General features: G+C 34.3%; 16 protein-coding genes and 1 other RNA gene. 3 read left to right on the top strand and 14 right to left on the bottom strand.

Features of this window, described 5'->3' with window-relative positions; translation table 11 throughout:
- Positions 1-16 precede the first annotated feature (16 nt).
- Entirely contained in the window at positions 17-619 is a 603-nt protein-coding gene (locus tag F3J23_RS06320) for a DUF4199 domain-containing protein (protein ID WP_167025791.1), read from the bottom strand.
- Between the two features lie 131 nt (positions 620-750).
- On the opposite strand from F3J23_RS06320, the gene ffs reads away from it, so the two are divergent.
- An RNA gene (gene ffs / locus F3J23_RS06315) (signal recognition particle sRNA small type) lies at positions 751-848 on the top strand.
- 116 nt (positions 849-964) lie between these two features.
- Here the strand turns inward: ffs and F3J23_RS06310 are convergent.
- From F3J23_RS06310 to gyrA, 6 genes are all read right to left on the bottom strand, one after another.
- Entirely contained in the window at positions 965-1,651 is a 687-nt protein-coding gene (locus tag F3J23_RS06310; protein ID WP_167025788.1) for a metal-dependent hydrolase, read from the bottom strand.
- 355 nt (positions 1,652-2,006) lie between these two features.
- Positions 2,007-2,453, bottom strand: coding sequence for an SRPBCC family protein (locus tag F3J23_RS06305; protein WP_167025785.1), 447 nt, complete (start codon positions 2,451-2,453; stop codon positions 2,007-2,009).
- Positions 2,454-2,470: 17 nt separating this feature from the next.
- Positions 2,471-3,400, bottom strand: coding sequence for a 1,4-dihydroxy-2-naphthoate octaprenyltransferase (gene menA / locus F3J23_RS06300; RefSeq protein ID WP_167025782.1), 930 nt, complete (start codon positions 3,398-3,400; stop codon positions 2,471-2,473).
- 72 nt (positions 3,401-3,472) lie between these two features.
- Entirely contained in the window at positions 3,473-4,309 is an 837-nt protein-coding gene (locus tag F3J23_RS06295; protein ID WP_167025779.1) for a 1,4-dihydroxy-2-naphthoyl-CoA synthase, read from the bottom strand.
- Positions 4,310-4,519: 210 nt separating this feature from the next.
- Complete coding sequence (locus tag F3J23_RS06290) at positions 4,520-5,551, bottom strand: tetratricopeptide repeat protein (RefSeq protein WP_167025776.1); 1,032 nt, start codon at positions 5,549-5,551, stop codon at positions 4,520-4,522.
- A gap of 30 nt (positions 5,552-5,581) precedes the next feature.
- Entirely contained in the window at positions 5,582-8,185 is a 2,604-nt protein-coding gene (gene gyrA / locus F3J23_RS06285) for a DNA gyrase subunit A (protein ID WP_167025773.1), read from the bottom strand.
- Between the two features lie 148 nt (positions 8,186-8,333).
- Between gyrA and F3J23_RS06280 the strand changes: the two genes are divergently transcribed.
- A complete protein-coding gene (locus tag F3J23_RS06280; protein ID WP_167025770.1) occupies positions 8,334-8,648 on the top strand; it encodes a DUF4286 family protein in 315 nt (104 codons plus the stop codon).
- Positions 8,649-8,703: 55 nt separating this feature from the next.
- Here the strand turns inward: F3J23_RS06280 and F3J23_RS06275 are convergent, their stop codons facing one another.
- The 3 genes from F3J23_RS06275 to F3J23_RS06265 form a co-directional block, all read right to left on the bottom strand.
- Positions 8,704-8,934 carry a hypothetical protein gene (locus F3J23_RS06275; RefSeq protein WP_167025767.1) on the bottom strand — a complete coding sequence of 77 codons (231 nt, stop codon included), beginning with the start codon at positions 8,932-8,934 and terminating at the stop codon, positions 8,704-8,706.
- A gap of 165 nt (positions 8,935-9,099) precedes the next feature.
- Positions 9,100-9,591 (bottom strand): GNAT family N-acetyltransferase, encoded by a 492-nt coding sequence (locus F3J23_RS06270; RefSeq protein ID WP_167025764.1) that lies wholly within the window; start codon positions 9,589-9,591, stop codon positions 9,100-9,102.
- 4 nt (positions 9,592-9,595) lie between these two features.
- Complete coding sequence (locus F3J23_RS06265) at positions 9,596-10,108, bottom strand: DUF421 domain-containing protein (protein ID WP_167025761.1); 513 nt, start codon at positions 10,106-10,108, stop codon at positions 9,596-9,598.
- 166 nt (positions 10,109-10,274) lie between these two features.
- Here F3J23_RS06265 and F3J23_RS06260 point away from each other — a divergent pair, with 166 nt between their 5' ends.
- Complete coding sequence (locus F3J23_RS06260; protein WP_167025758.1) at positions 10,275-10,823, top strand: nuclear transport factor 2 family protein; 549 nt, start codon at positions 10,275-10,277, stop codon at positions 10,821-10,823.
- A gap of 342 nt (positions 10,824-11,165) precedes the next feature.
- Here the strand turns inward: F3J23_RS06260 and F3J23_RS06255 are convergent, their stop codons facing one another.
- From F3J23_RS06255 to F3J23_RS06240, 4 genes are all read right to left on the bottom strand, one after another.
- Positions 11,166-11,570, bottom strand: a complete 405-nt coding sequence (locus F3J23_RS06255; RefSeq protein ID WP_167025755.1) for a hypothetical protein — start codon at positions 11,568-11,570, stop codon at positions 11,166-11,168.
- A gap of 180 nt (positions 11,571-11,750) precedes the next feature.
- The gene (locus tag F3J23_RS06250; RefSeq protein WP_167025751.1) at positions 11,751-15,122 is read right to left on the bottom strand and encodes a TIR domain-containing protein; all 3,372 of its coding nucleotides are present in this window, start codon (positions 15,120-15,122) and stop codon (positions 11,751-11,753) included.
- A gap of 77 nt (positions 15,123-15,199) precedes the next feature.
- Entirely contained in the window at positions 15,200-18,031 is a 2,832-nt protein-coding gene (gene uvrA / locus F3J23_RS06245) for an excinuclease ABC subunit UvrA (RefSeq protein WP_167025748.1), read from the bottom strand.
- 318 nt (positions 18,032-18,349) lie between these two features.
- The gene (locus F3J23_RS06240; protein ID WP_167025745.1) at positions 18,350-20,233 is read right to left on the bottom strand and encodes a type VI secretion system baseplate subunit TssF; all 1,884 of its coding nucleotides are present in this window, start codon (positions 20,231-20,233) and stop codon (positions 18,350-18,352) included.
- Positions 20,234-20,251: the final 18 nt, after the last annotated feature.

Raw genomic sequence — 20,251 nt, 5'->3', positions numbered from 1 at the left:
TTAATTTTAATAAAAATTATGCTTGTTCTGTTTCTTCGGGCTGATGAATTGTTCTTGTTCTGAAAAATGCCCCGAAAAACACCGACAAAACTACGTAAAATATAAGAATTGCTGCAAAATATCCTGAAAAATGACTTGCGGTAAGCATATCTTTTCCTTTAACCGCCTCAGGAGTGAAGCTTTGTAATCTTTCTTTGTACTTCTGATCCAGCTCATCAATATCCTTCTGATGCTTAAGAATTTTTCTTGCTGAAGAGTATTCTGTATCCAACTCTGATTTTTGTCTCTGAACATATTGATAGTTCAACAGGCTTTTGGCTGCAGGATCTACAAAGTTTAAAAAGGCAAAAATACTGAAGATGGAAAGAATTCCTCCGATAAACATTGGAACGAATGCTCTCTTGAAAGCTTCTTTGAATTTTACTACTCTATGCTTGTTCCAATAAGATTTTACAGACCAGAAAGCAGCTCCGGCGTATAAAAGAGGAAGCACAAAAGCATTGGCTTTCAAAGAGATATCAAAATAATTAATTCCGGAGAAAAAGGTGTATACTACAAAGAAAATGATCATTGTAGCAATAAAAAGTATAATTCCTAGTGTTGATGGACTTTTCGTCATATTTAATTTTTTAGAAAAAAGTTGAAAAATTATTCCACTAAATGTCAGCTGTTTAGCTCTACCACTGCATTTTTTCGACTAATTTTCTTTAATAAAGTTTTGAAGTTAATAAATTATTCCTACCTTTGCAACGGCAAGTCCTAAACAACCAGCTCCTGAGAATCCTCCAGGGTGGGAACGCAGCAAAGGTAATCGGTCGTAGCGGTGTGATTTAGGTAGCTTGCCATTTTTTTTTGTATTAAAGTAAGAAGAGAGGTAATTTGATAATTATCTTTTTTTGTTTTTAATACCTTACGCATCATATTCATTTTTTCTGATTTCAGATTACCTCCGTGTTATTATTGATTAAAAATCGAACGTCTCGCCCAATTTTGGTAAAACAAGCTCTACATTTTTATCTGCAAAATGCTTTAATGCACTTTCATGATTGATCTCAATGGCAGGGAAAGTATCAAAGTGGCATCCGATTACTTTCGGTGTTTTTAATAGCTCTGCTGCTGCGAAAGACGCTTTTCTAGGGCACATTGTATAATGACTTCCGATTGGAAGAATAGAAAGATCGATGTTTCCGTATAATCTAGGGAACAGTTCCATATCTGCCATTACGCCTGTGTCTCCAGCCAAATAGATATTCTTACCTTCAGGCAGTCTGAAGATATACCCCACCGGAACGCCTCCATAGCTCCCGTCAGGGAAAGAACTTGTATGATGAGCCGGAACCATGGAAATTTTAAGATCATCGATTTTTGCCGATCCTCCTAAGTTCACATCGTCTGTATTTTTAGCCTGTTTGAAATATCCGCATACTTCCGGAACGCCAATTACGGTAGCTTCAGGATAATGCTGCAATACTTCTCCTACATCAGCAATATGATCGCCATGTGCATGAGTCAACAGGATATAATCAATTTTTTGAGCAGCAATATCAAAACCTGACTCTGCTTTTTTGTAGTTGTAAAAAGGGTCGCTCAAAATTGTTTTGTCCTTGTACGTGAACAGAAAGCAATTTTGCCCTAAGAATTGTATTTTCATTTTAAATTTAGTTTTAAAATTTTTTGAATAAAGATGATGCATCACAAAAACATCTTTTTAATTTAAGAACATCCCATCGGAGGTTTTAAAAAAAACTCGTATAATAGTAAACATGTTGGGATTATTATTAAAATCTGGAGCACCAATAAAGGCTTCACTGGTTTTAATTTTCCGATTAACACATAAAAAGCTAAAATAGCATTGGATATGATAATCAACGTAATCAATGCAGCTATAAAATCAATTTCAACAATTGACATACCCCTGCTTAGCTCCTGAATCAAATAATAAATAAGTAATAAAGCTAAAATAACAGATAGACAAGAAGATATTTTTAAAGCAGTCTTCATGCTGTTTATTTTTGTGGGAATTTATCCTCAATAAGCCTTAGATTGATTCCATGTTCCAGATAGGCTTTACAACCGTCTAAAACAGTCGTAAAACCACCCGTATTGTCATTAATTACTTTTAACAGATCTTCGCCCGCCTGGCTGAATCCGTAGCTTTTAATGATAACAAGAGTTCCTTTTTCCATTGTTTTGAATTCATAGTCTACATTCGTTGAAGGTTCCCCCCATTCTGTTTTGATCAATTGATTCGGAATAATCTCATGAGCTTTCACTACATTTTTTACTCCGTACATCTCCCATTCCCAGGTAACGGTTTTACCTTGTTCCAATTTTCCGGTAGATTTTGTAAACCAGAAATTGGTTGTTACTTCAGGATTGATGAATGCTTCAAAAACATCTTCAACCGGTTTTCTGATAAGCATTTGAGCTTCAACATAGATCTTAGAATTCATGATGTAATATTTTAGATTTAGTTAAATAAATTAAGTCCGGCTGCCGTAAGAATTGCCATTACAAACGTCATGATTCCAACCTGCTTTAAATACTGATCTAATTCTTTCGGCTCTTTTACCGACATGATATTTCTTCTTAGTTTCATTAACGGGAATAAAAGGATCATTACAATGAACACATAATAGTTTTGTGTCTGGATAAATCCGTTTATACCTAAAAAGATAAGAATTAATATTAATGGAAGCTGTAACAGGATCATTTCATAGATCATTGCATTTTTGAATCCGATTCTCAATGCAAAACTATTTTTTCCTGATAGTCTATCGCTTTCAATATCCCTCATGTTATTCAGGTTTAGAACTGCCATACTCATCATTCCAACAGCGGTTCCCGGCAATAACATATCCCAGCTGAATGTTTTCGTAAACAGAAAATAGCTTCCACATACGGAGACCAGCCCAAAAAAGATAAATACAAAAATATCTCCCAGCCCCATGTATCCGTAAGGTTTTTTCCCTACTGTATATCCGATAGCAGCCAGAATACTTGCCACACCTAATCCTATGAAGATATAGAATTCATTCATGTAATTCGGAATGAAAGCAACATACAATAAAGCAATCGTAGCTACAAAAGATAATACAGAAAAAAGAATGACAGCATTTTTCATCTGTTTTGCAGTAATTTTTCCTGATGCTACGGCTCTTGCTTCTGCTTCATTGATTCTTTTGGCATCGGTTCCTTTTACTCCGTCTCCATAATCATTGGCATAATTTGATAAGATCTGATACAAAAGGGTTACCAAGAGTGCCAGTGCAAAAATTTTCCAGTCCCAGATTCCTCCTTCACTGTAAAGTCTCCATTTTGCAATGAAGGCTCCCATAATAATTCCGCTTAGAGAAAGCGGTAAAGTTCTTAGCCTTGCGGCTTTTATCCAATCAGTCATACATTTATAAGTAATGAGCAATGGGTAATAAGTAATGAAAAATTGCTCATTACTTATTACTCATCACTAATGTTAAGATATCCATTGATCTTCTCCGAAATTGGGTTTTCTTTTTTCGAGGAATGCATTTCTTCCTTCTTTAGCTTCTTCTGTCATATATGCTAAACGGGTTGCTTCTCCTGCAAAAACCTGCTGTCCAACCATACCGTCGTCTGTAAGGTTCATAGCAAATTTCAGCATCCTGATTGATGTAGGAGATTTTGCTAATATTTCCTGAGCCCATTCGTAAGCTGTATCTTCCAGTTCTGCATGAGGAACTACTTTATTTACCATCCCCATTTCCAAAGCTTCCTGAGCAGAGTAATTTCTTCCTAAAAAGAAAATTTCACGGGCTTTTTTCTGTCCTACCATTTTAGCAAGGTAAGCAGAACCGTAACCACCGTCGAAACTTGTAACATCAGCATCTGTCTGCTTAAAAATAGCGTGTTCTTCACTTGCTAAAGTTAGATCACAAACCACATGAAGCGAGTGTCCTCCGCCAACTGCCCATCCCGGAACAACTGCAATCACCACTTTTGGCATAAAACGAATCAGACGTTGAACTTCCAGGATATTTAAACGGTGTCTTCCGTCTTCTCCTACGTATCCCTGGTGACCTCTTGCTTTCTGGTCTCCTCCACTGCAAAATGCCCATCCTCCGTCTTTAGGGCTTGGTCCTTCTCCTGAGAGTAATACAACTCCTATTGAAGGGTCTTCAGAGGCATCGTAAAAAGCATCATATAGTTCCGAAGTTGTTTTTGGTCTGAAAGCATTACGTATCTCCGGTCTGTTGAAAGCAATTCTTGCTACACCGTTACATTTTTTATAGGTAATATCTTCGTATTCCTTGGCGGTTTTCCACTCGATCATCTTATAAAAATTTTTCTCAAAGATACGGAATTACAGAGAATTTCTGAGGGGGAAATTTAAGGATCAATACGATAAAAGAGAGAAATTTCGGATGCCGTATTTTGGATTACAGATATTCAGTAGAAATGAGCTTTTAGAATAGACAATCGACATAAAAAACAAAACCGGAACAGAAATGTTCCGGTTTTTATAATTGGGTTATAGAAATAATTATTTTGCTCCAGCTGCTGTAAGCTCAGCTTCTTTAGCTTTCATTTCTTTAACTTTATCCATGTTTTTAGTAACGATATAGATTTCTTTTAAAGCAGAAACCGCATCAAGACTTTTTGGATTGGCTTTATACCAGCCTTCTGCAAATGGTAATGCCTTATTGAATCGCTCTCTTCTTGCATCAATCAATTTAGAAGCTTCATCTGGTTTGTCTTTTCTTAATGCATTGATCTCTCCTACTACTTTAGAATCGTCACCAATAGTAGTATATACAAGGTTTTGATATGCATCTGAGAAGTCCGGTTTAAGCTCAATTGCTTTTTTGAATGATTCTAGGGCATCATTAACAGTAGCCGGGCTTTTAGCCTGCATTACTCCAAGGTTATACCAATTGGTAGCATCGTTAGGGTTTTTAGCTAACTGCTCTTTCAACCCTGAAACAAATTTATCTGTATTTCCTGACTGAAGATATGCGGTAGTCTGAGCTTCTTTAAGTTTAGCATTGTTAGGAAATTTAGCTAATCCCTTTTCAATAACAGTAAGAGCTTCAGGTTTTTTTGCACTAAGAAGTAATGAAGACAGGGTCTCATATAAATCCGGCTCTATGCTTTTCGTCTGTTCTGTTTTAAAATCAGTATAGTCCGAATTTTTCTTCATCAACTCCCAAGTTCCTTTATCAAGACTTACAACTTGTCCGGTTTTCTTTTCTTTTGCTGTATAATTGGTCTCGACACCTGTAAATCCGGAATTCACAAGATCTGTAAATATTTTAATAGACTGATCACTGTTATTAGCTAGTGCGTGGCTCAATCCTGCATAATACACATATATTTTATTGTCCTGACCGTTCGCTTTAAGCAAGTCGTAAACTTCCATAAATTTAGGTGCTGCAACAGCGTAATTCTTTGCGTTGTAAGCGTCCATAGCCTCTTTATTGGCTGTCTGAAGCTTAGCATTCAGGGCATTTGCATCTTTTTGTCCGAAAACAAAGGCAGATGCAACGATAGCCATTCCTAAAATTAGTTTCTTCATAATAACTATTTTATATTTATATTGTACAATTTATTCTTCAGAATCGGAATCCTCATTTTCCTCTGCTGAATTTTCATTATCAGCCTGAGGAGCTATATTGTCTTCCTGGTTATCAAATAGTGTCCCTATTACTTCTTCATTTCCTTCAATCTCTTCTATTTCTTCAGAATCATCTTCTACATCTTTATCCATTTCTACTTTCGCAATAGCAGCAATTTCGTCATTTTTCTTAAGGTTGATCAGCTTTACTCCCTGAGTATTTCTACCCATTACTCGCATTTCATCCATTCCCATTCTGATGGCAACACCGGATTTATTGATAATCATCAATCCATCTTCGTCTGTTACATTCTGAATAGCAATCAGATTTCCTGTTTTTTCGGTAATGTTCAGGGTAATAACTCCTTTTCCTCCTCTGTTGGTAATTCTGTAGTCTTCTACTGCAGTTCTCTTACCATATCCTTTTTCGGATACTACAAGTACTGTTTCGTTTTCCACATCATTCACAACAATCATACCAATAGCCTCGTCTCCATCTTCAAGCAAAATTCCTCTTACTCCAATGGATCCTCTACCTACTTCTCTTACTTTTTCTTCAGGGAAACGGATACATTTACCATTTTTGGTAGCGATCATAATCTGGGAATTTCCGTTCGTCAGGTAAGCTCCTAATAACTGGTCATTATCTCTGATCTCAATTGCATTTACCCCGTTTACCCTTGGTCTTGAATAGGCTTCCAGTGATGTTTTCTTAATTGTACCGTTTTTGGTTACCATCACTACACTCATCTGGTTTACATATTCGGAATCCTTCAGGTTGTTGGTTCTGATATATGCTTTGATCTTATCGTCCGGTTCAATATTGATAAGGTTTTGTACCGCTCTTCCTTTTGCTGTTTTTGAGCCTTCAGGAATTTCAAATACTCTCAACCAATAACATCTTCCTTTCTCTGTAAAGAATAGCATATACTGGTGGTTGGTTGCAGAAACGATATACTCAAGGAAGTCGGAATCCCTTGTTGTAGCCGCTTTGTTTCCTACACCTCCTCTACTTTGAATTTTATATTCAGAAAGTGAAGTTCTCTTAATATACCCTGCATGAGAAATCGTAAGAACCACAGATTCGTTCGGAATAATATCTTCAATAGACATTTCTCCTCCTGAGTAATCAATTTCGGTTCTTCTTTCGTCTCCGTATTTTTCTTTGACTTCGATCAATTCATCTTTTATGATCTGGAATCTTCTTGGCTCATTAGCTAAGATATCTTCCAAATTGGCAATTTCTTTCATGATTGCATCGTATTCATCACGGATCTTATCAAGCTCCATTCCTGTTAAACGAGCTAATCTAAGATCAAGGATTGCCTGTGCCTGAATATCTGAAAGTTCGAATGCTTCAATTAAGCCTTCTTTTGCAGCCTGAGGGTTCGAACTATGACGGATAATGGAAATTGCTCTGTCTAAAGCATCCTGACTTCCAATCACTTTCATGAATCCTTCAAGGATATGTGCTCTTTCTTTTGCCTTCTTAAGCTCATACTGAGTTCTTCTTACGATAACTTCATGTCTGTGCTCTACAAAATGATGAATAATATCTTTAAGGTTCAGCTGTTCAGGCCTTCCGTGTACCAATGCAATATTGTTTACACTGAAAGAGGTTTGAAGTGCTGTATATTTATATAACAGGTTAAGAACAACATTCGGGATTGCATCGTTTTTTAATTCGTATACAACGCGAAGTCCTTTTCTGTCTGATTCATCTCTGATCTCGTGGATACCAGGGATTTTTTCATCTTTAACAAGTTCTGCTGTTCTGGCGATCATTTCAGCTTTATTAACCTGATAAGGAACTTCAGTAACGATAATCGCGTTTCTGTTTCCGATTTCTTCAAAGTTAACTTTAGCTCTTAAAACAACTCTCCCTCTACCTGTATGGAATGCATCTCTTACTCCGTCATATCCATAGATAATTCCTCCCGTAGGGAAGTCCGGAGCAATAATATGCTGCATTAACTCATCGATTGTAATATCTTTATTATCAATATATGCACAGATTGCATCTACTGATTCAGACAGGTTATGAGGTGCCATATTGGTTGCCATACCTACCGCAATACCTGAAGCTCCGTTTACCAAAAGGTTAGGAATCTTTGTAGGCATTACTGTGGGTTCCTGTAAACTGTCGTCGAAGTTATTCTGGAAATCAACTGTTTCTTTGTCTAAGTCTGAAAGCACCTCATCAGAGATTTTTTTCAATCTAGCTTCGGTATAACGCATTGCTGCCGGCGGGTCGCCATCCATGGAACCGAAGTTACCCTGTCCGTCTACCTGAGGATAACGTAAGCTCCAGTCCTGAGCCATTCTCACCATCGCATCATATACAGAGGAATCTCCGTGCGGGTGATATTTACCCAAAACATCCCCAACAATTCTCGCAGATTTTAAATATTTTCTATTAGAAAAAACCCCTAATCCATACATACCATAAAGCACTCTTCTATGAACGGGTTTCAAGCCGTCTCTTACATCCGGTAACGCTCTTGAAACGATAACCGACATCGAATAATCGATATAAGACGACTTCATTTCATCAACAATGTTGATAGGAATCAGTCTTTCTCCTTCTTTTTGCATAAACAAATTTTATTATAATGATAGTCAGACCTTTAGCTGTATGTCTGAAAATTATTTATTTCCAATTTTTATTAACGGGCTAATTTACGAAAAAAATGCCGATTTTTGTGCTAGAATTTATCCACAAAATCTTAAAAATTCTTAAAATATGAGCGTATTGAGTATAACTTTCCACTGTACGAAAGATAACCTGGAAGAATGGGAAAATTATATTGATGAAACATTGGTTTTAATGACCGAAAATTTAATGGATGTGAGCAAGTATATGCTTTCTGAAGTTCACAGCGATTATATTGATGAAGGTAAGAATTATAACCTGCTTCTCATCTTTGATAATGACGAACTCAGAAGTGATTTTATTGAAAGCGAGCTCAAGAATATTGCCGAGCATATTGAAAAAAAATTCGGACAGGAAGTGATGATTTTTAATACCTTCTTAAATCCGAAAAAAACAAGGTTGTAAAATACTATAAAACAAAAGCACTGAAATTTTCAGTGCTTTTTTATTTTATACTCTTTTATCTGTGAAATCCACCATGATGGCCGCCGCCTCCCCAAGAATGATGAAATCCTCCGTGGTGACCTCCACCATAAACATATACTCGCTGTGTATATCTGGGACCATAGCCATAACCATAGTATCTTGGTCCATAATATCCATATGCAGGCGTTCTTACTCCATAATATGCATCTGCCGTACAAGATGACAGCATGAATATTATTGTCATGACCATTAAAGCCTTAAACATAGTTTTCATTTTATTGTCACTTTTTTTGTTACATATAAAAGTAATCAATGTTAATGCCAAAACAGATTAAAAAAGCAGAAATTTCAGAAGGAATAATCTGGATTTGAAAATGAATAACGGACAGCCTTATAGCCGGTTATTTTTTAATTTCCATCTCATGTTTTTTTAAACGATTTCGCTTCTTTTTTCCATCATAATAAGATCCTTCCACTCGCCATTGAGTTTTCCTATTTTCTTACGCACCCCCACTGTTCTGAAACCATTTTTCTGATGAAACCTGATTGAGGTTTCATTTTCGGAGAAGATATTGGTCTGTAAAGTCCAGAATCCGTGATCCTCGCTATCCAAAATCATCTTTTTAAGCAATACGGAACCCAATCCCTTTCCCTGGTACTCATTATCAAAATAAATGCTTACTTCTGCTACTCCTTTAAAGCATTCTCTTTTGCTCACCGGTTTTAAGGCACACCATCCTACTACTTGATTATTTTCATTTTCCAATACCCAGCGGCAATCATTGAAATATTCCATACTCCACGCTTCTGCAGTAGGAACTTCTGTTTCCAGGGTAGCGATGCCACTGTCTACACCTTGTCTAAAGATCTCCAGCACTCTGGGTTCATCATTGGGAAGCATTTCTCTTAATTCGTAATTCATCGTATTAATGGTATTTTCTTTTAATTTTTCTTTTAATTCTTGAATAATGGGTTTGTTTGCTTTTCTCATCTTCAGATACAACACTGATATTCCCATCCACTTCCAGAACGGAAAGTTTTACATTTTTTATCTTTTCAATACCATGTTCTCTTATTGCTTCTTCCAATTCGCTTTCGGTAATTTTTACCCTGTTAAGAGCAGCCTGATCCGCCACACCATCTCTGATAAGAATAACAGGTTCGTCTTCCATAAAAGTTTGAAATGAACGACTGGAGAACATTATCCTTTTCAAAATAAAATTTGCTAAAAACAGAACCAGCGCAGCAATAATTCCTCCCTGTAACGAGGTATCTGGTCCTACCATTGCATTCTGAACGGCATTTGAAATCAGCAGCAGCAAAACGACATCTCCGGCATTCAACTGCGACAACTGGTTTTTTCCGAATAAACGAATGGCGATTACCATAAAAAGGTAAACGCACAGGGAACGGACAGCAACGTTAAGAATAGGATCCACAATTTTTTTATCTATATCAAATGTATTGATTTTTTGTTATTGTAGTGATTTTATTTACAAGACTTCTTTATTGATTTTCGATATAGCACACCCTATTAAATGATCATCATTATTTTTCAAATTTCCGGTACAGGATTTGAATCTTTTCAGAAAATATTATTTGTAAATGAAAAAACTATTATTTCTGTATCTGGGTACTTTATTATTTTTTATAGCCTGTAAGAAAGAAACAACGGAAGTTACTTTAAATCCCAATGCTGCTATTACTCTTAAAGTAAATGAACTTTATTCAAAATACGGTAAATCTAATGACGCTGTTTACAACCAGCCTATTCCGAACGATCTATTTTCTTCCGGTCTGAAAAAAGCTTTGGAAAACGCCATCAATGCTTCTAAAGAAGATATTGAAAAAGTGAAAAAGAGTGATCATCCTGATGAGAAGCCATTAATTTTTGAGGGAGCTATCTTTTCCAGCTTGTATGAAGGGTATACCCATTATGAGATTCAATCCGTAAAAGTAAATGGAAAAACAGCTGTTGTTCCCGTAAAGTTTGAATATGATATGTCTTCTCCGAAATTAATCTGGACGGATACTATTCATTTAATAGAGTCCGATAAAAAGTGGAAAATAGATAATATTACCTTTGATACCATTGGAAGCGCCAAAGATCTGAAAACAGTTTTAAAAGAATTTGCACAAAGCACACGTGAATAAAAAGAAATTTGTTCAGAATACTAAAAGCTGAGTTACTAAACTTCTGATATAATTCCATAGAAAAGCCGCTTATTAAAAGCGGCTTATATTTTTTTACGGGCACTGAACGATTGGAATGTTGCTGCAAATTACTTTATTTGCCCATTCGCAAAATGTACAGTATTTTACAGGCCCTCCACCGTACACTGATTTTAAATCTGAATTTGTCAGTTTCTTTAAATTTTTCATATGGTTTTAATTTTTATGGTAATGCAAAATTAAAACGAATTGCCTGTATTGTATTACAATTTCATATTTGAAACTTTCATTATTCACACCTTTTGGAATAATCTGTTAAGAATACTATCTGTTATGGATCTCTACAGTTACAGGCATTACATAAGTATAAGCAACCATATTTTCACTTAGCTTCTTACGGTCTACTCTATAATCCAGTTCACTTAACACTGTTTCAATTTCTTTATTCACAGTGCTGCAGTCACCTGTAGAATGTACATTAATAATTTTCCCGTTTTTTGCAATATCAAATTTCACTACTGAATTTACAGTTCCTTGTTTATAATCAGGATTTGTAAGATCAAAATTGGCCTCCAATCTATTTCTAATATCATTAAAGGTTTCACTCCTGTTCAGTTGAATTTCCTGGATTGTATTATGATCGGTATTTTGGGCTTTAACAGTGTTCATTACAGTCATGAATCCACAAACAAAAAATGTTGTGATCAATATTTGAATTTTATTTCTCATAACTAATTGGTTTTAAATATTATACTAAACTTATTTTGTATCTCTTAACCAAAGTTATTAAAAATAATTCATATTAAATTCACATTGAGTTAACATTGAGTTAACATTGTAATTTAATTAATTGATTTCCAGTATTATAAATTTTAAAAATATTTGAAAAATTAATATTGAAAAGATATACTACTTTAGCATATCTGAAATTTTTTCAGCTATTTGTTGAAAAGCTGTATCCAAATTTCCATCAACACAAATTTTATTATAAATATCCAATGGAATAATTTTATTCTCTGTTAAGCCGGAAGTATTATTATTAATATTTCCATAAGGTAAATATTGATTTTCTGCTAATCTTAAAATGGAATCTTGTAAGTTGTCTCTGTCGGAAGAAGATGCTTTAAGCATATCTAAGCTAGGAAAAGAACCAACAATTACACCTAATATCTTCTTTTTAGAATTAGAATCCATTTGTTCTATTCCTTTCTGCACCTCTTGTTCTAGAATATATTTAGAATTGAAGAAATTTTTTGACAACATATATACAATCATATCACTCTCTTCTAATTCTTTTTGAATCTGATTATGCCAATTTCCAATGGTAATTTGCTCACAGCTCCAATTGTCCGCAATATCAAATAATTTTAACATATTAAGATGCTTTTTTAATTCATCCTTAAACTCTCCATCTTTTCTTGAGTATGAAATAAATATTTTTTTCATTGCTTTTATATTGGTATTGTTTGTAAAGTTTTTAAAATTTGTTACTTGTACTGAACCAACATCATTTAATATTCCTTCAACAAAATTATAAGTACTTATAGTAAGGCTTCTTTTTTCTAAAGTTTGCAATATTGAATGTTTAATATAAGTTTTACCCCCATCTATAGATATAAAAAGATCATCAATAACTCGTTCAAAAATTTGTTCTTTTTCCTTTACCAAATCTTTTGGTTCATAATAATTTTCTTTTTTTATTTCTTCTACTTTTTCTAACCTAGTCTTTAGATTTTCCAAGGTGGGGATACTTTCATCCCAATATAAATAAAGAATATCTAAAAATATCTCTTTTTCAATATCTTTCAATAAGGATTTTTTAGGAGATTTAATAAATACTCGTATTTCCAACAATTCAAAATTAATTTTGATCCTTATTCTCGCATTTTGATGAGTAAAGATCAACTGATTCCTCCAATAAACTTTCTTCTCTGGATTTTTTCCGAAATGACAAATTAATTGATTTATAAAACCAAAAGGTATAAACCTAGAAAATTTTAAAATAAAATTTGGAGAATCAAATTCCGCAAAATAAAAAAACTCTTCATTTTCTTCATGAGCAAAGTCTAAATATCCGGGGATTATATAATGGTCATCATAATCATCAAAAAAAATTACTTTATTTTCTTTTAGCATATCAATAATCTTATCATCATTGATTTGTGATTCAAAATCTATTTTATTTATTTTCCCTTTATTCTGTTGTGATAAAATTTCATGAATTTTTTCTACCGTTTTTGAAGGATTTAGCCAAACAAAGTCTTCAAGAGATGGAATATTTTTATAATATAAAATCATACCTTTCATTGAAAGCTGTTCCAGTTCTGCCTTTAAATTTCCCAAAGAGCTATCATAAATTTCTACCAATTTTTCAACATTTGTCCATTCACTCTTTTTATAGTCGTTTATAAACCTATATAATGCTATCTCATTTTGGGTTTTTTTAGCTTCTTTCGAATGTGATTTTATTTCTTCAATGATTGACTCTTTAAGATGTTTTAAAGCAAATTCGTTTTTACGGGATTTGTAATTTTCTAAAAATGAAAGAAAAAAAGTTTGTTTTATATTTTCTTCTATAGGGTTTTTCTGTGAAGATATATCTGAATGGGTTTGTATTACATAATTGACTTCTTCAGTATTGTCCTTAAGATATTTTTTTCTCTGTGAATTAGCAAATTCTATTTGATGTAACCAGTATTGCTTATTAAAGTTTATAATATTTAATTTTTTGGAATCAATTTCTTTTGTAATATTATCTGTTTTATTTTGCCAGAAAAGTAAATTAATGGTATCCAATGTTAAAAACGCCTTATACACACCGTGATAATAATCTTGACCACCAAAGTCATAAAATATTGCACTTGGAAGTTTAGATATCCTTCTTTTATAATTTTTAGGGTAATTAATAATTTTTAAAATATGTGTACTCTCATTTTTATTTTCAATCTTATCATTTAAAAAATAGTCTAAAAATGTTGATTTTCCTGAAGCGTGGTTTCCTAATAACATTACTTTCACGGGTAATTTTATTGGCTCTTTGCTTTTTTCTAACTTTTCTAGTTCATTTTTAATCGTATCTAAATGGTTTTCATTTTTATTTAAAAGTATATTCTTTTTTTCTAAAAAAGGATTAGATTGTATTTTAAGGTTTTTTAGATTAGTATTTAAAAGTTCTTCACAGTCCTTTAAGTCTTCAATTAAATTGTTTGAAATATTTAAGGTTAACAAACTTATCAAGTGTGAAATTTGTTCAATCCTACTAATTTTATTGGATGCTATATCCAAATCTTTTAATTTCTTTAAATTATCTATTTTATCTATTTTAGTTAAGTTATTGGCTCCAACATCTAAAGTATTTAAATTTTTAAGCTCATTTAAGCCTTCTATCTCATTTATATTATTACTCCATAAATTAAGATTGATAAGATTAATTAATTTATCCAATCCTTGAATTTTATTAATTTTATTTAACCACAAAAAAAGGACTCTTAGATTCACTAAATTTTCCAAATTTTCTATTACTTCAATCTTATTATTAGATAAGTTTAAAAAATCCAATGTAGGATTTTTTAAATTTTGGATTTTTTCAATTGAATTGTTATATAGTGACAAAGATTTTAATTTTATCTGACTTTCTAAATTTTCTATTTTTTTAATTTCATTTCCTGATAAATTAAGTTCTTCTAATTTTAGTACATCTAAATTCTCAATTCTTTTTATATTATTATTGATACAAGATAAATCTACAAGCTTTGGAAAAAATTCCATGTTTTCAATCTTCTCAATTTTATTATCATCCAGATTTAAAATTTCTAAATTTGTAAATATATCTTTAGTTAAAATTTTATTAATGTTATTCTTGTTTAAATAAAGTAACCTTAGTTTGGGGAAATTTTGTGATGTTGGAAATTCGCTTAGAATATTATTTGAGATATAAAGCTCCTCAAGATTGTTAAGATAAACACTCGTCATACTATCATTAATCAAATTATCAGAAGTATTTAAAATTCTTAATTTAGGTAATAATTCTAAAAAAAATAAATTTTCTAATTGATTTCCATTTATGTAAAGCTCTTCCAAGGAATCAAATAAAAATATTCCCTCAATCTTTTTAAATGTATTATTACAAATGTTTAATGCAATAACTTGTCTATCTTGATTAAGCTTATAAACATTTTTTATCTGATTTGGTAAATAAGTTCTAAAAACACCTCCAGTCGTTTCACTTAATTCGATATTGTTTAAAATTTCAAAATTTCTTATCGCTCTAGGTTTTTCCATTGTTACTAGTTTCACCAAAAGTAAATAAAAAAACCACAATTTTCATTGTGGTTTTCCGTAATATATTTTATGTAGTTTTACTCCAGTTCCCTCTTCAAAAACTTCCCCGTCAAACTTTTCTTCGACTTCACAATTTCCTCAGGAGTACCCTGTGCTACGATCTGTCCGCCATACTTTCCTCCTTCCGGTCCAACATCAATAATATGGTCGGCTAATTTGATCACATCCATATTGTGCTCAATGATAATGAACGAGTTTCCAAGTTCTACTAACTGATTGATGGCATCCATCAGAATTTTTACGTCTTCAAAATGCAATCCTGTAGTGGGTTCATCAAGGATATAAAGGGTGTTTCCGGTTTGTCTTTTTGCCAATTCGGTTGCTAACTTGATACGCTGTGCTTCACCTCCTGAAAGGGTTGTTGATTGCTGTCCCAAGGTAATATATCCCAATCCTACATCCTGCAGGGTTTTTACTTTTGCAAAAATCTTAGGAATCGGCTGGAAAAACTCTACCGCTTCATCAATGGTCATATCCAGAACATCTGAGATTGATTTTCCTTTGTAACGAACTTCCAGCGTTTCCCTGTTGAAGCGTTTTCCGTTACAGGTTTCGCAATGTACATATACATCGGGAAGGAAATTCATTTCGATCACTTTCAATCCTCCACCCTGACAGGTTTCACATCTTCCCCCTTTTACGTTGAAAGAGAATCTTCCCGGCTTATATCCACGGATTTTACTTTCCGGCAATTCTGCAAAAAGGTTTCTGATATCGGTAAACATTCCGGTATAGGTAGCGGGATTTGAACGTGGTGTTCTTCCGATTGGTGTCTGGTCTACATCTACAATTTTATCGATATTATCCAGCCCTTCAATCTTTTTATAAGGTAAAGGTTCCTGAACCGCTCTGTAGAAGTGTTTGTTAAGAATCGGATATAATGTTCCGTTGATCAGTGAAGATTTTCCACTTCCTGAAATTCCGGTTACTACTACCAGTTTTCCAAGGGGAATATCCAGGGTTACATTTTTAAGATTGTTTCCTGTAGCTCCTTTTAAAACAATATTTTTACCGCTTCCCCCTCTTCTTTCTTCAGGAATTGCAATTTTTCTTTTTCCATTGATGTATTGAGCAGTGATGGTATCTGCTTTCAACAGGTCTTTCGGTTTCCCTTGCCAAAGGATCTCTCCACCGAATTTTCCTGCTCTCGGACCAATGTCCAGTACCTCATCGGCTTCCAGAATCATGTCTTTATCATGTTCCACAACCAGAACAGAATTTCCGATATCTCTCAGGTTTTTCAGGGAATGAATCAGTCTTTCATTATCTCTCTGGTGAAGTCCAATACTCGGTTCATCAAGGATATACAATACATTGACCAGCTGAGAACCGATCTGCGTTGCGAGACGAATCCTCTGTGATTCTCCTCCGGAAAGGGTTTTTGAACTCCTGCTCAGACTTAAATAATCTAAACCAACATCTAATAAAAACTGAAGTCTCGTTTCAATTTCTTTTAAGATCTCGTGGGCTATAATTTTGTTTTTTTCTGAGAATTTATCTTTAACATCGGCTAACCAGTCTTTTAAATCAGCCAGACTTAAACCATTAACCTCAGCAATATTCTTTCCGTCAATTTTAAAGCTTAAACTTGAAGGCTGAAGACGGGTTCCGTGACATTCCGGGCAGGTTTCTTCTGTTGTAAAGTGTCTTTCCAGTAAAATCGCTTCATAAGATTCTCTTTCATCGATTATTTCCTCCATGAAAGCAATCAGACCATCAAAACTGATCTTTATCTTTTTAGTGATTCCAGCGTATTTAAGATCTTTATTGAATTCTTTATGGCATCCGTTGTAGATATACTCTAATGCTTCTTCCGGAATATCCTGCATTGGTGTAGTTAATCCCAATCCGAAGATCTCCAGAATATTTTTGATTTGTGAAAGAATCCATTTGTTTGACTTGATGTCTTCCAACGGCAGCAACCCTCCCTGGTTGATCGATAGTTTTGGATTGTCTATAAAATAATCCGTGTTGATCTTCTTGATAGTTCCCAGTCCTTTACAGTTCGGGCAGCTTCCTTTCGGAGAGTTGAATGAAAATGTATTGGGTTCCGGCAATGCTAACGAGTGACCGGTTTCCGCATCCATAAGGTTTTTTGAAAAATATTCAATGTCTGTACTTCCCAGCTTCTGAATTCCGATAATTCCTTCCCCCATTTCCATCGCAGTCCGCAGTGATTTTTCCATTCTTCCTTCTGAAGCGCTTTCTCCAATGATCCAACGATCAATCACAATATCAATATCGTGGGTTTTATAACGATCAAGTTTTAAATCATATTCAATATCCTGCAATTCACCGTCTATTCTTGCCTGTCCGTAGCCTTTTTTCGCCATCTGTACAAAAAGTTCATGGTAATGTCCTTTTCTGGAACGTACCACAGGGGCTAATAACATGATCTTTTCTTTTTTATAGTTCTCTTTGATGGTTTCCAGGATCTGATCTTCGGTATAGCTTACCAGTTTCTGTCCGGTAGATAAAGAGTATGCATCCGAAACCCTTGCATACAAAAGACGCAGGAAGTCATACAGTTCAGTAACGGTACCAACGGTAGATCGCGGGTTTTTATTGGTTGTTTTCTGCTCAATGGCAATAACAGGAGACAGTCCTTCAATTTTATCTACATCAGGACGTTCCAGACCACCAAGGAACTGGCGTGCATATGCAGAGAATGTTTCAATATAACGGCGCTGGCCTTCTGCAAAAATTGTATCAAAAGCCAGTGAGGATTTTCCACTTCCTGAAAGACCGGTAATCACGACCAGTTCATTGCGTGGAATTTTAACATTAATATTTTTTAGATTGTGTTCACGTGCTCCGTAAACTTCTATATATTCTGTTGATTTGCTCATAATTTGGGATGATTTTGCCTGAAAATCACAACGTGCAAAATTACGGAATTTTATGGAATTTTTTTCATTATAAAAGGGAGAAAAGTTGGATAAATTCACGAAGATTTTCAGTAAAAGTTTTGTACAGCGACAGATTGTTCAGGCAAAAGCCAATGGACAGCCTTCTTTTTAATAAACGAGACTTCCTTCAATTAGACTCAATATTATAAATCACGTAGATTTTGAAGGTTCTGTGGATCTTTTGAATATATTGAATATTAAAAATGCCGTATTAATTACGGCATTTTATATTTTAAATCAATATTGTTTTAAAGAAGTTTACATATCCTGAAATTCGATATCTTCATTGCTTATTTTCACAAGATATTCAATACCATCAATAGCTTTTGCGATGATCTGATTTCTGAGAATATTGGCCATATTTTCCCAGTACGCTCTTCCGTAGAAAGAATAATTCTGTGGAATGATTTCTACCTCAACAGTTCTTACAAATCCTTCTTTAGGTTTATTGCTGATCATTGTTCCTCTTCTTACTCTTACTTCTCTTAGCTCATCTTTTAGAATCATACGGCAGTAGTTCTTAACGTCTTCAAGAGAAATGATCTTATCTCTTGTCGTAAGAGCATATTTGTAAGCCTGAATACTGTCTGTTCCTTTCTGCTCTTCTGCACCACCCAATGTTTCTGTTAACAACACAACGGTTTGGGATTTCAACTGATTGGAAAGTTCTGTTCCTGGACGCATATGATTCGCCAGTGTACAATGAGTTACCCAGAAAGCAGCATAAGTATGGTCTGTCTTTTCTACGGGCTCCATAATAACATAATTCAGTTCCTGTTTGATACTTCTTTTAGCATTGTTCACTTTTTGTACCATCGATTTCATTTTATCAGACATTTCGCTGAGAACACCTTTCACGTTATCCCTGTTTAAAAGGGAAAATGCTGCAATTTCATCTCTTGTCAGCTCCAGAACATTGGCGATCATATCTACTGCATTTCTATTAGTAAAACGCTCCATTCCTCCTTTTCTTACCGTATACAATCCTTTTTTAAGGTCATCGGCAGGTGTGAAAGGAATTTCAGTATATTTTCTTCCGTCACCATCCTGAACCTCATCTACATACAGAAAATGTTCTCCTTCATCTGTTACCAGAGGGATATTATTTCCCATAATATCCAGGCTGTACTCTGTTTTCTTCCAGCCTCTGTTATATACCGGAAAAGCATTTAATACAAAAGAAAAGTTATCAAGAATTTCGGAAGAAAACTGAGGTGGGAATTCGAAAGTAAGCCATAGATATTTTTTATTCTCTATAAACCTAATAATCTCTTCTTTTCCTGCTAAAAAATCCAGGTTTTGCGGAAGTTGTCCGGGCTCAGAGAATAAACTATTAGAAATTCCTGTTACTTCAATAAATTTATGACGATAGATACTTTTAATATCTTCAATCACTTTGTTTTTGATAGATTGCTCTTTGAACATCTGCTCATATCCATCTATCTGGTTTTCGGAAAGATAGCTTAACCCTTCTCTCACAAAAAGAGGATTCCCATTACTGGAAACCGTGATATATGGCAATAGTTTATATACGAAATCCAGGTGCTCAAAAGCTGGATTGGAACAAAATACGCTCAGGTATTTAGGAAAATTCTCACTGATGTATTTGCTTACATCCACTCCTATTGTAATTCTCCTGTAATCTTCCGGTCTTCCTTGGAATCGGGCAATTGGGATTTTATTAAATCTGTCATCAATACTATAACAGGTATTTCCTACAAACATAATTGAAGTATGAACTTTGTTGATCCTTACATTTCCTACCGGTGTAAAAGGAATGTTCAGCTGTTTGTCTGACTCCGATTTCACTGTAGATGTCATTTGCTTACGGAAGAAAAATTCCGTGTGTTCCAATAAAATTTCGGAAGACTCATAAGGCTGTGTAAAAGCAACGGAGTGCGCAGGAATCGGGTGGGTATAAATAGACGGTGTAAGAAGTTTTGCCAGTTTTTCCAATATACGGGCATTTACCGTCTGTATTTCATTATTCGCTTTAAAAACTTCTGTACTGAATGCGTCTATTAGCAATTTCACAAAGGGATCTAAAGACTGCGGGCTTTTCAGTCCCCATACTTTAGTGGCATTCTGAAGCATTCTCGCTTTTACAGATTCTTTGGAATAAATATTCTGATCTAAATTCATGATTTTTCTTTGGTGTTA

Source organism: Chryseobacterium sp. Tr-659 (assembly GCF_011752975.1).
Taxonomy (GTDB): Bacteria; Bacteroidota; Bacteroidia; order Flavobacteriales; family Weeksellaceae; genus Chryseobacterium.
Note: the sequence above shows the minus strand (reverse complement) of the source record. Positions and strands in the feature narration are given on the sequence as shown.